Source organism: Phaeobacter sp. A36a-5a, assembly GCF_037911135.1.
GTDB lineage: Bacteria > Pseudomonadota > Alphaproteobacteria > Rhodobacterales > Rhodobacteraceae > Phaeobacter > Phaeobacter bryozoorum.
This window is the reverse complement of the sequence record NZ_JBBLYU010000001.1, coordinates 1,603,971-1,615,647: the sequence shown is the minus strand read 5'-3', so window position 1 is coordinate 1,615,647 and position 11,677 is coordinate 1,603,971. Positions and strand designations below refer to the sequence as shown.

Below are 11,677 nucleotides of genomic sequence, written 5' to 3'. Positions count from 1 at the left end.
GGTATCGTAGGCTTGCAAAAAACACTGGAAAAGAGGAAAGATCTCAAAGAGGCTTTGCAGGAACGCAAAGGTTAACAGAATGTTGACGGCAGGAGAGGGAAAAGCTCATGGATCCACAATGGGATGACATGCGGGTGTTCCTGGCAGTTGCGCGCGAAAGCAGCCTGTCGGGGGCGGGGCGGATCCTGAAGATGGATCCGGCCACCGTGGGTCGGCGGATCTCGCGCTTTGAGGAGGCGCTGGACACGCCGCTGTTCGTGAAATCCCCGCAGGGCTATGCGCTGAGTGCTGCGGGGGACCGTTTGCTGGGCCATGCCGAGGCTGCCGAACAGGCGATGCGGGCCGGGCAGGAGGCGCTGGTCGGCCCCAGTGACACGCTGTCGGGTCAGATCCGCATCGGTGCGCCGGATGGCAGCGCCAATTATCTGCTGCCGCAGGTCTGTGCCAGAATCGGGGCCGAGAACCCGGATCTGGATATCCAGATCGTGGCGCTGCCACGGGTCATCAACCTCAGCCGCCGGGAGGCCGATATGGCGGTGACCGTCAGCGCGCCCACCGCAGGCCAGCTGCTGGTGCAGAAAATCACCGATTACAAACTGCATCTGGTGGGATCGCGCCACTATCTGCGCGCCCATCCGCCGATCGAAAAGCTGGAGGATCTGAAGGATCACAAGATGATCGGCTATATTCCTGACATGATCTTTGACCGGGAGCTGGATTATCTCAATGATCTTGGGGTGGACCGGGTGGCGCTGGCCTCCAATTCGGTGTCGGTGCAGATAAAACTGGCGGCTGAGGGTACGGCGCTGTGCGTCGCGCATGATTTTACGCTGCCGTCGCACCGCTCGCTGCGCAAGGTTCTGACCGACAAGATCAGCCTGACGCGCAGTTTTTATCTGGTGCGCCACCAGGGGGATCAGCGTAGCGACCGGCTGAACCGGTTTGCCCAGGGGTTGTCAAAAGGCATACGCGACGAAGTGGTCCGGCTGGAAGGCTTGACTTGATGCCGGGTTAGGGCAACCCTTGGTGGTACGTAATAAAATTACAAAAAGGAGCGCCTATGCTGGTTCAATTGATTCTGAAGTCCAAGGCAAGCTCTGGGGTGGTCACCATTGCTCCCGAGGCAACGATATCCGAGGCCGCCAAATTGCTGGGCGAGCACAAGATCGGTACTGTTGTTGTCTCCAGTGATGGCGAAACCGCCGAGGGTATCCTGTCCGAGCGCGATATCGTGCGCGAGCTGGCCCGCAGCGGCTCCGGCTGCCTGAGCAAGGCCACCAGCGAATATATGACCCGCAAGCTGGTCACCTGCACCAGCCAGTCCAACGTCGAGGACGTGCTACAGCAGATGACCGAAGGCCGCTTTCGCCACATGCCGGTGGTCGAAGATGGCAAGCTGATCGGGCTGGTGTCGCTGGGCGATGTCGTGAAGGCGCAGCTGGCCGAGGTCGCGATGGAGAAAGACGCCCTTGCAGGCATGATCATGGGGCACTGACCTCAGGATCCTGGCACCCGGGGCTGTGGCCCCGCGTCTGATGCGGTGTCCTCCCGCATCGGACGGCTGACGTCACGGCGCAGGAGCAGGTCGGTATTTCCACGCTCTTGCGCCCTGATGACAAAAATGTTTGCTTGCGCGCAACCAACCAGCAGGCAGGAGAGGCCCCATGCGTATTGGCTTGTATCCCGGCACATTCGATCCCATCACATTGGGGCATATAGATATTATCCGCCGGGCCAGCGCGCTGGTGGACAAGCTGGTGATCGGCGTTGCGATCAACCGGGACAAGGGGCCGCTGTTTTCGCTGGAAGAGCGTGTCGCCATGATCGAGGCGGAATGCGCCAAGCTCAGCGAACAGACCGGCACCGAGATTGTTGCCCATCCGTTTGAAAACCTGTTGATCGACTGCGCCCGCGACGTGGGCGCGCAGATCATCGTGCGCGGGCTGCGCGCGGTGGCGGATTTCGAGTATGAATTCCAGATGGTTGGTATGAACCGGGCGCTCGACAGCTCGGTCGAGACGGTGTTCCTGATGGCCGAGGCGCGCCATCAGGCAATTGCCTCCAAGCTGGTGAAGGAAATCGCCCGGCTGGGGGGCGATGTTTCGAAGTTCGTCACGCCGATGGTCAAGAGCGAGCTGAGCCGCCAGCTGGCGAAATAGTCAGCCTGCGGCGATAGAGATGCGACATTGGGAGCGGCCCGGTTCGGGGCCGCTTTTTTATGTCTGTAAACACTGTGTTGCGACCTGTTCCTGATCTGCGCGGCGCCGCCGGATCAGCGCCAGAAGGCAATCCAGTCGATCAGTTCAAACAGGCGCTTGCCCAGAAACACCATATGTCCGGTTCCAAACAGCCAGAGATCCACGGCCAGACCAGCCAGGATCAGCAGTGCAAGGAACAGGGCAATTCTATTGGTCATGATGGGTCTGGGGCCGGGGTAAACAAGATACGCCCGGCCAGATATGCCTGACCGGGCGGTGTCTTACAAGCCATGCGGGCCAAGTGCTGCGCACAGAGGCCGTTGTGCCGGGGCTCAGCCCAGACGACCCATCGCGACAGCGACGTCCGCCATACGCACCGAGAAGGCCCATTCGTTGTCATACCAGGCCAGAACGCGCACCAGGCTGTTTTCCACGACGCGGGTCTGATCCGGCGCGAAGATCGAGCTTTGCTCCGTGTGGTTGAAATCAATCGAGACCAGCGGCGCGGGTTCATAGCCGATCACGCGGGACATATGGCCCTTGGCGGCTTCGCTCATGATGGCGTTGATTTCGGTGACGCTGGTCTGCTTGCTGGAGCGGAAGGTCAGATCCACAGCAGAGACATTCGGGGTCGGCACGCGGATCGCAGAGCCATCCAGACGCCCCTTCAGGTTTGGCAGCACCTCACCCAGCGCCTTGGCGGCACCGGTGGTGGTCGGGATCATCGCCATGGCAGCGGCGCGGGCGCGGTAGAGATCGTCGTGGCGGCGGTCCAGTGTCGGCTGATCGCCGGTATAGGCGTGGATCGTGGTCATGATCCCGCTTTCGATGCCGACGGTTTCATCCAGCACCTTGGCCAGAGGGGCGAGGCAGTTGGTGGTGCAGGAGCCGTTTGAGACCATGCGGTCGCCCGCCCGCAGCTTGTCGTCATTGACGCCAAAGACGATGGTCTTGTCGACATTGGTGCCGGGGGCGGACAGCAGAACCTTCTTGGCGCCGCGCGCCAGATGCGCCTTGGCCTTTTCGCCGTCGTTGAATTTGCCGGTGCATTCCAGCACCACGTCACAGCCGGACCAGTCCAGATCGTCCATATTATAGGTGGAGAACATCTGCATATCGCCACGGCCGAGGTTCATGGTGTTTTCACCCAAGGTGACCTCGCCGGGGAAACGGCCATGCACGGAGTCGTATTTCAGCAGATGCGCTGCGGTTTCCAGCGGGCCGGTGGCATTGACCTTGACCACTTCGATATCGTCCCGGCCCGAGGCTGCGATATGCGCCAAGGTGCAGCGGCCGATGCGGCCAAACCCGTTGATCCCGACTTTGATGGTCATATGCGTATCTCCAAGCGAGCAAGAATTGCCTCCGCTATAGCTGCCATTCCCTCGGGTCAAAAGCTTAAAAATGGCTTTATTCCAGACTGTTAGCGCAAAACTTGACTGGTTGCGGTAACAAAATTGACTGATTGCGATAACGGTTTTCGCGGCCCTGCGGCGGATGTGCGAGGCGCCCCGGATTGAACGCCATCGGGAACAAAGCGGGCGCTGAACGGCTTGTGCCTGAGAGGCGATAGGATAGGGTGGGCCAAAATGCGCGCGAATGGAAAAGGGGACCGGGTATGAGCGGTTTGTTGGCTTTGCTCGATGATGTGGCAGGCATTGCAAAGGTGGCTGCGGCCTCGGTGGATGATGTGGCCGCGGCGGCGGGCAAGGCGGGCGCCAAGACGGCGGGCGTGATCATCGACGATGCGGCGGTCACGCCGAAGTATCTGCAAGGCTTTGCCCCGGCGCGCGAACTGCCGATCATTTGGCGCATCACCCGTGGGTCGCTGTTCAACAAACTGATCCTGTTGCTGCCGGTCGCCATGCTGCTGGCGAATTTCGCGCCCTGGCTGATCACGCCCTTGCTGATGCTCGGCGGCTCCTATCTGTGTTTTGAGGGGGCCGAGAAGATCTTTCACGTGCTGTTCCCCCATGCGAGCCACGCCATTGACGAAGACATGAGCATCAAGGATCCCGGCCATCTGGAAGAGCAGAAGATCAAGGGCGCGATCAAGACCGACTTCATTCTGTCGGCGGAAATCATGACCATCGCGCTGGCCGCGATCGAGGCACCAACTGTGTGGATGCAGGCAGCAACGCTGGCAGTGGTCGCCATTGGGGTGACGCTGGCGGTCTACGGATCGGTGGCGGTGATTGTGAAGATGGACGATGTGGGGCTGTATCTTGCGGGCAACGCACCAACACCCATCGGGCGCGGTCTTGGCCGTGGGCTGGTGAAATTCATGCCGGTGCTGATGTGGATTCTGTCGGTGGTCGGCACCGCCGCAATGCTCTGGGTCGGCGGATCCATCATCATCCACGGGCTGGAGGTGCTGGGCTTTGGCTGGCTGGGCCATCACATCCACGACTGGGCCTACGCCGTCGGTCACGCGGTGCCTGCGGGCTGGATGGGCTTTGCCGAGTGGAGTGCCAAGGCGGCGATGGACGGTGTATTTGGGGTTGTTTGGGGGCTGCTGCTGATCCCGCTGGCGACTAAGGTTGTGGGGCCGGTGATTGCGACTGTGTCGGGGAAGTCAGCGGGGCATTGATCATCTATTGGCGAGTAGAACGATGTCTGCTTGGAGCCCACTTTACTGGATGCTGCACTAAGTGCGAACGTCAGCTATCTGCGCAGTACATCGACTTCTCAGCATGGGAAGATGTGTTCAACGACATCAAAAAAGCTCTAGCTCAGAAGCCCAGCCAATCGGTAACTTGGCTAATCACTAGAATAACAATGATGAATATGGCGGCCTGATAGAAGACATCGATCCTTCCGCGTATTGCCTCAACATCCCGAGAGAGTTTTGCGACAGTCCTTTCGACGTCGCTTTCAAAAGGCTCTAGATCTTCTTCGAGGTAGTCGTATTTATCGGGCTCATCCCGATAGCTAGCCGTCCTGTTTTCGAGATTTGGCGACCATTCAAGCAAGACTTCTTGCAGTCGTGCCCGCGTGAAGCCGCTGGAGCCCTTTGAAGCGCCAAAAGTGCTTTCACCTTCATCTTTACTCAGGATAGCGTAATTGTAGCGGTGACCGGGCATGCCAGCGCCCATACTCTCGTAGCCAAATTCGTAGAGATCAGCGAAAACATCCAAGCGCGTCGAATGAATTTTTCCGGATTTTATAGCTTCAACTAGGTCGTCGAATTTTTCCCGGGATAGCAACAATGTCGCAAAGAGCTGGGAGGCGTGATGGTACTCACCTTGGCTGTGGAAACAGATTCGGCCAGTCTCTTCGCTAAGCCACCCTTCGTCTGGTATATGCTCTTCATCGCGAAGAAATGAGAACTGGTCGATAGTGCTAGTCTTGACCAAATTTTCAAGTTCCGTCGGATAGATCGACACATCAAGCTGCGAAAAAACTTCGTTCGGATTGTCGTCCAAGGTGATTGCGTGAATTCGGCAGTTATCCATCGCTCCGACGGCACTAATGTACTCTCGTGTCGAATAACCAGTCTTGCTCTCTGGCTCTTTTGCGTCTTTCAACTGCCACGAGGTTTCATTGAGCACTGAAATTCGATCCAGTTGGACATGAATGGAATTTGGTCTCTTTTCGGCTGACCCTTCGTGCTGCTTGCCGTCCAGTTCGTAGGTGTAGACGAGTGTGGTCCCGTCTTTCTTTTCCCAACTAGATGTATCTTTGAAATCGCTCATCGCTAAACCACTACGGACAAATGATCTCACAACACTAATCCGAGAAAGTCGAAACATACAGTGCCGATCTTTTTGAGACGTACTGAAACCAGACATTGCCTCCCAATCTTTGAACGACAGCAAAGTCCCGCACAGTCGCCACTCGACAACAAAGAAGGGCACCCGATTGGGTGCCCTTCGTATTTTCGCGTTATGACAGCTATTAACCCAGCAGCTCTTTCACTTTCGCCACAGTGCCCTCAGCCGTAATGCCGAACTTCTCGAACAGCTCGCCTGCGGGGGCGGAGGCGCCGAAGCGGTCCATGCCGACGAAACCGGCTTTCTTTTCCTGGCCGCGCTCGCCCATCAGCAGGCGATCCCAGCCGCCGGCGCGCATGGCGGCTTCGATACCCACGCGGACCGGGCCTGCGGGCAGGACCTTGCGGCGGTAGGCTTCGTCCTGTTCGGCGAACAGTTCCATGCAGGGCATGGAGACAACGCGGGTGCCGATGCCGTCGGCCTCCAGCTTCGCCTTCGCCTCCAGCGCGACGGAGACCTCAGAACCGGTGGCGATCAGGATCACCTGACGCTTGCCCTCGGCCTCTGCCAGAACATAGCCGCCCTTGGCGGTCAGATTGCTGAGCTTATGCTCGGTCCGCACGGTGGGCAGGTTCTGCCGGGTCAGGGTCATCACCGAGGGGGTGTCCTTCGAGGTCAGGGCGATTTCCCAGGCCTCTGCGGTTTCCACGGTGTCGGCGGGACGGAACACATAGGTGTTCGGGGTCGCGCGGCAGATTGCCAGATGCTCCACCGGCTGGTGGGTCGGGCCATCTTCGCCAACGCCGATGGAATCATGGGTCATCACAAAGACGGTCGGGATCTTCATCAGGGCCGCCAGACGCATCGCCGGACGCGCGTAGTCGGTGAAGCAGAAGAAAGTCCCGCCATAGGGGCGCATCCCGCCGTGCAGCGCCATGCCGTTCATCGCCGAGGCCATGCCGTGCTCGCGGATGCCCCAGTAGACGTAGCGGCCCTTGCGGTTGTCGGTGTCAAAGACGCCCAGATCGCCGGTCTTGGTGTTGTTGGAGCCGGTGAGGTCAGCAGAGCCGCCGACGGTTTCCGGCATGATCGGGTTGATCACTTCCAGCGCCATCTCGGAGGATTTGCGGGTGGCCACCTTCGGCTGGGTTTCGGAGACCTGCTTTTTCAGCGCTTTGATGGTGGCCGACAGCTTCTTGGGCGCATCCAGCGCATAGGCGCGGTTGAAGCGGTCCTGTTTCTGCTGCGAGGCTTCGGCAAAACGGGCTTCCCAGGCTTCGCGCTCGGCTGCGCCGCGCTGGCCGATGGCTTCCCACTGGGATTTCACATCTGCGGGCACCTCAAACGGGCCGGTGGTCCAGCCGTAGGCGGCCTTGGCGGCCTTCATCTGCTCGGCGTCGGTCAGCGCGCCGTGACCTTTGGAGGTGTCCTGTGCAGCGTGACCCAGCGCGATGTGGGTCTTGCAGGCGATCATCGAGGGTTTCTTCGATTTCTTCGCCGCGGTCAGGGCCTCGTCGATGGCCTTGGGATCGTGACCGTCGATTTCGATGACCTGCCAGCCGGAGGCCTTGAAGCGCTGCACCTGATTGGTGCGGTCGGAGAGTTCAACCGTGCCGTCGATGGTGATGTTGTTGTTGTCCCAGAGCACGATCAGCTTGCCCAGCGAGTGGCGACCGGCGAGGCCGATGGCCTCCTGGCTGATGCCCTCCATCAGGCAGCCGTCGCCTGCGATCACATAGGTGTGGTGATCGACCAGCTTGCGGCCGTAATGCGCGCGCTGCATTTCCTCGGCCATGGCAAAGCCAACGGCATTGGCAATGCCCTGACCCAGCGGGCCAGTGGTGGTTTCGACGGCATCAATCAGGAAGTTTTCCGGGTGACCGGCTGTCAGCGCGCCCATCTGGCGGAAATTCTTGACCTGATCCAGCGTCACCTGTGCATCGCCCATGAGATAGAGCAGCGAATAGATCAGCATGGAGCCGTGACCGGCGGACAGGATGAACCGGTCGCGGTCGGGCCACTGGGGGTTCGCCACATCGAACTTCATGTGTTTTTCAAACAGGACGGTGGCGACATCGGCCATGCCAATCGGCATGCCGGAATGGCCGGAATTTGCCGCGGCAACGGCATCAAGGGTCAGGGCACGGATGGCCGCAGCCTTGGTCCAATGTTCGGGGTTTGCGTTGCGCAGGGCTGTCAGATCCACTGGATTTTTCCTCTGGGTTTTCGGCAGACTGAGCGCTCAATAGCAGTGATATGGCAAAGATCAAGCGTTTGCGCGGCTTCCTGCGCGAAGTTGACGCTGCAAGTGGTTGAAAGCAAACAGGGGGTAATTTATCCCTGCATGAACTAAGCTGGATGTGCAGCGCCGGATCCCTCTTGATTCGCCCTCCGTTTGCGGAGACGAGCGGAAAAACGGAGCGATGGCGCGGCGCAGGGTCCGGCGGAAAAGACCGGCAGATACTCACGGGGTCGTAAAGGGGCAGGCATGGAGCAGATCGAAGAATTGCAGGGTCGGATCCTGGCGGCAATGGACCGGATTGGCGCAGGTGCCGCAGCATTGCAGGCCGGCGCACAGGCTTCGGCAGAGGCGCATGCGCAGGCCCAGGCGGAGGCGCAGTCACGGACGGCTGCTGCGCAGAGCGACCTCAGCCGCGCGCTGGAAGAGGAAAAGATCGCCAATGCCCAGCTGGAAGAACGGCTGAAGGTTCTGCGCGCCAAGCTGGAGGAGGCTGAGGCCAATGCTGCCCCCGCGCAGGGCGCCGATATCGGTGAGCTGGCGGCGTTGCAGGCCGAGGTCGAGCTGCTGCGCAACGAGGTGGGCAATACCGCCGAGAAAGACGCGCTGAAGTCCGAAGTGGCGCGGCTGAAACAGGAATTGGAAGTGCAGGGCAACGAGGCGGCCACCGCCCGCGAAACCTTGCAGGATCAGCTGGATGAGGCGCAGGCCTCGTTGGCGCGGCTACAGGAAGAGCTGGCCGAGCAGCCCGATGATCTGGGGGCGGCGGTGGATACAGCCGCGCTTGAGGCCGAAGCGGAGGCGCTGCGCGGTCAGCTGGCCCAGGCTCAGGACGAGCTGGCCCAGGCGACGGCCACCCTTGCGGCGCGGCCCGCAGGCCCCAGTGCCGAAGAGATTGCGCAGCAGAATGAGACGCTCTTGCGTCTGGATGCCACGCTGCAGGAGCTGCGCCACAGCAATGATCAGCTGCGGGCCTCCAATGCGGCGCTGCGAGAGGCAAATGCCGCTGGCGTTGGTGATGCGACGCTGATCAATGCAGCGCTTCAGGCCGATATCGACGCGCTGACCGCAGCGCGCGCCAGCGATCAGGCCGAGGTCGATGCGGTGCTGGCCAAACTGGAACCCCTGCTGGCGGCTGAGCCTGCGCAGGGCGCGGCCCCCGCAGCCCTGGCTGAGGCGGCGCCGATTGCGCAGACGGCGGCGCCCGTCGATGTGATGCCTGCATCCGCGGCGCCCCAGGTGCCCCAGGCGCCGATCACGCAGCCGCGAACCGCCCAGCCCATGCCCGAAGGGGAGGATGTATGATGCCCGAGGTTACGATTCATATCGGGGGGCGCGGTTTCGAAGTCTCCTGCCAGGAAGGCGAAGAAAGCTATCTGCATTCGGCGGCCAAGATGCTGGACGATGAGGCTCAGGTGCTGTCGGACCAGATTGGCCGTATGCCCGAGGCGCGGATGCTGCTGATGGCGGGGCTGATGCTGGCGGATAAAACCGCAGCGGTCGAGGATCGCATCAAGGAGGTTGAGGCCGAACTGGCAGAGCGCACCGCCGAGCTGGCCGAGCTGCGCGCCGCTCCGGCACCGGAGCCTGAGCGGATCGAGGTGCCGGTGGTGCCGCCGCTGGTGACCGAGACCCTCGCCGAGCTGGCCGCCCGCAGCGAGGCGCTGGCGCAGGAACTGGAAGAGCAGGGGGCCGCGGGCTGACAGGCCGCGAACCGCGACGCTCACATTAGAAACCGCCGCATGGGTCAGCCCCATTGCGGCGTTTTTCTATGATATTGGAACCAAACGGTGCATAAAAAAACACCCCCGGCCAACGCCGAGGGTGCGGATCTTATGGTCGCCAGCCACAACAAGAGGCCAGCGGGGCAGGCTTAGCCGTTGGCTTCGCGGATCTTGTCTGCGGCATCCTTGTCAAAGGCGACACCGTTTTCAGCAAACATGCCGTCCAGTTCGCCGGAGAGGGTCATCTCGGTGATGATATCGCAGCCGCCGACAAACTCGCCTTTGACATAGAGCTGGGGAATGGTCGGCCAGTCGGAATATTCCTTGATGCCCGCGCGGATTTCCTCATCCGCCAGCACGTTTACATCGGTGTATTCGACGCCGATGTAGTTCAGCACGCCAGCCACGCGGGAAGAGAAGCCACATTGCGGCATGTCCTTGGTGCCTTTCATGAAGAGCACCACGTCGCTGGCTTTGACGGTTTCATCAATACGGGTTTTTACGTCGGTCATTTTCGTCTTCCTCTCGGCGAATGTGCCGTTGATCAGTTGGCCATGATATAGGCAATTACATGCGGCTTGCCAATCCGGGGCGCTAAGTTGGCGCGGCGAGCGGCTCTGCGGCTATCTTTTCCCTCTTGGAACAAAGAAACGGGCGTATTCGTCCGGGTCCTTGGGCACCTTCCATGTGCGCATGGAGCCGCCGCCCATCCCCGACTGATAGTCGGAGCGCAGGGTGTGGTAATTCGGGTCGTTGTCATCCTCCTCCAGCGGCGCACGGCGCTGCCCAACGAGGGCAACAACCGCCGTCATGACAACAATGCCGAGGATCAGAAGAGACATGAACACCGACATGGCAGGTTACTCAGGCGCCTTGGTGGTCAGGGCCAGCGCGTGCAGCTCGCCGTTGGCTCCGTCCATCTTGCCCTTCAGGGCTGCATAGACGGCGCGCTGCTGCTGGACACGGTTCTTGCCGCGAAAGCTTTCGTCGATGACCATCGCGGACATATGCACACCGTCATGGCCACCAACCTGGATTTCCGCATCGGGAAATGTCTCGCGCAGCAGGTCTTCGATTTCTTGGGCTTGCATCGGCATTGGGGGGTGTCCTTATTTCTAGCTTATCAAAAATGTAGGGTGCGGCGGGGGCCTCTGCAAGGCGGATTAGCCGCGCAGCGTCACATAGGGAGCAAGGCGCGGGATGAAGGCGGGCACCTCGGCCAGGGCCTCCTGGACCTGCGGCTCCTCAAAGTCCCAGATGGTGCGCCCGTCGCTGACCGCCAGCGTCGCCATCAGAACATTCAGATCGGCCCGCAGCGCGTCCGGCAGCGGCAGGCCGGCTGCCTCGCGCAGGATCAACAGCGCCTCATGGATGGGGCGCAGGACACGCAGGGCGTGGGTCATATGCGGCAGAAGGTCAGCATCGTCGCGCCATGTCTCGCCCTGAAACAGCACCTCGCTCACCCGCTGCCCGGCGCCCGCGCAGGAATAGGCAATACAGCCGCCAAAGCCACGGGTGTCGAGATCCTCGTGGATAGAGCAGGAGAAACACTGCGGCGAGAGGTTGGGGCAGGGGGTGTCGGTCTCCTTCAGGATCGCGAAATCCTCGTCCTCCTCAAACGGGTAGGCCACACAGCAGAGCGCGGCGCAGCGGCTGCAATCTGCTGTCAGTTCGGGGAGGTCGATATCAGGAGTTTGGCCGGACAGGGGCATGGGGTCACCTGCGAGACATCAAAAAAATGGGTGGGACGGCGATGCCATCCCACCCGGTATCATCGTGTCGAGGACCATGCCCCAACGCGGC

Annotated in this window: 14 protein-coding genes; 6 read left to right on the top strand and 8 right to left on the bottom strand. The window is 60.7% G+C overall.

The window, feature by feature from the left end; genetic code table 11:
• Positions 1-107: 107 nt before the first annotated feature.
• From WLQ66_RS07525 to coaD, 3 genes are all read left to right on the top strand, one after another.
• Positions 108-1,004 (top strand): LysR family transcriptional regulator, encoded by an 897-nt coding sequence (locus WLQ66_RS07525; RefSeq protein ID WP_340545727.1) that lies wholly within the window; start codon positions 108-110, stop codon positions 1,002-1,004.
• A gap of 56 nt (positions 1,005-1,060) precedes the next feature.
• The gene (locus WLQ66_RS07520; protein WP_340545726.1) at positions 1,061-1,495 is read left to right on the top strand and encodes a CBS domain-containing protein; all 435 of its coding nucleotides are present in this window, start codon (positions 1,061-1,063) and stop codon (positions 1,493-1,495) included.
• Between the two features lie 169 nt (positions 1,496-1,664).
• Positions 1,665-2,159: a pantetheine-phosphate adenylyltransferase gene (gene coaD, locus WLQ66_RS07515; RefSeq protein WP_340545725.1), complete on the top strand. Its 495-nt coding sequence runs from the start codon at positions 1,665-1,667 to the stop codon at positions 2,157-2,159.
• 113 nt (positions 2,160-2,272) lie between these two features.
• Here the strand turns inward: coaD and WLQ66_RS07510 are convergent, their stop codons facing one another.
• On the bottom strand, positions 2,273-2,416 hold the full coding sequence (locus tag WLQ66_RS07510; RefSeq protein WP_340545724.1) for a hypothetical protein: 144 nt from the start codon (positions 2,414-2,416) through the stop codon (positions 2,273-2,275).
• 114 nt (positions 2,417-2,530) lie between these two features.
• Positions 2,531-3,532 (bottom strand): type I glyceraldehyde-3-phosphate dehydrogenase, encoded by a 1,002-nt coding sequence (gap, locus tag WLQ66_RS07505; RefSeq protein ID WP_340545723.1) that lies wholly within the window; start codon positions 3,530-3,532, stop codon positions 2,531-2,533.
• A 284-nt stretch (positions 3,533-3,816) separates the two neighbouring features.
• Here gap and WLQ66_RS07500 point away from each other — a divergent pair, with 284 nt between their 5' ends.
• Positions 3,817-4,788, top strand: a complete 972-nt coding sequence (locus WLQ66_RS07500) for a DUF808 domain-containing protein (RefSeq protein WP_340545722.1) — start codon at positions 3,817-3,819, stop codon at positions 4,786-4,788.
• A gap of 142 nt (positions 4,789-4,930) precedes the next feature.
• Here WLQ66_RS07500 and WLQ66_RS07495 read toward each other — a convergent pair whose 3' ends face one another.
• Positions 4,931-5,893 carry a hypothetical protein gene (locus WLQ66_RS07495; RefSeq protein ID WP_340545721.1) on the bottom strand — a complete coding sequence of 321 codons (963 nt, stop codon included), beginning with the start codon at positions 5,891-5,893 and terminating at the stop codon, positions 4,931-4,933.
• A gap of 202 nt (positions 5,894-6,095) precedes the next feature.
• Positions 6,096-8,117: a transketolase gene (gene tkt, locus WLQ66_RS07490; protein ID WP_340545720.1), complete on the bottom strand. Its 2,022-nt coding sequence runs from the start codon at positions 8,115-8,117 to the stop codon at positions 6,096-6,098.
• Positions 8,118-8,399: 282 nt separating this feature from the next.
• On the opposite strand from tkt, the gene WLQ66_RS07485 reads away from it, so the two are divergent.
• Both WLQ66_RS07485 and WLQ66_RS07480 read left to right on the top strand, forming a co-directional pair.
• Positions 8,400-9,455 (top strand): coiled-coil domain-containing protein, encoded by a 1,056-nt coding sequence (locus WLQ66_RS07485; protein WP_340545719.1) that lies wholly within the window; start codon positions 8,400-8,402, stop codon positions 9,453-9,455.
• Positions 9,455-9,853, top strand: a complete 399-nt coding sequence (locus WLQ66_RS07480) for a cell division protein ZapA (RefSeq protein WP_340545718.1) — start codon at positions 9,455-9,457, stop codon at positions 9,851-9,853. The genes WLQ66_RS07485 and WLQ66_RS07480 overlap by 1 nt, the downstream gene beginning before the upstream one ends.
• Before the next feature lie 170 nt (positions 9,854-10,023).
• Here WLQ66_RS07480 and grxD read toward each other — a convergent pair whose 3' ends face one another.
• The 4 genes from grxD to WLQ66_RS07460 form a co-directional block, all read right to left on the bottom strand.
• Entirely contained in the window at positions 10,024-10,386 is a 363-nt protein-coding gene (gene grxD / locus WLQ66_RS07475) for a Grx4 family monothiol glutaredoxin (RefSeq protein ID WP_340545717.1), read from the bottom strand.
• Positions 10,387-10,497: 111 nt separating this feature from the next.
• The gene (locus WLQ66_RS07470) at positions 10,498-10,716 is read right to left on the bottom strand and encodes a hypothetical protein (RefSeq protein ID WP_340545716.1); all 219 of its coding nucleotides are present in this window, start codon (positions 10,714-10,716) and stop codon (positions 10,498-10,500) included.
• 18 nt (positions 10,717-10,734) lie between these two features.
• A complete protein-coding gene (locus tag WLQ66_RS07465; protein WP_340545715.1) occupies positions 10,735-10,971 on the bottom strand; it encodes a BolA/IbaG family iron-sulfur metabolism protein in 237 nt (78 codons plus the stop codon).
• Between the two features lie 66 nt (positions 10,972-11,037).
• A complete protein-coding gene (locus WLQ66_RS07460; RefSeq protein WP_340545714.1) occupies positions 11,038-11,586 on the bottom strand; it encodes a hypothetical protein in 549 nt (182 codons plus the stop codon).
• Positions 11,587-11,677: the final 91 nt, after the last annotated feature.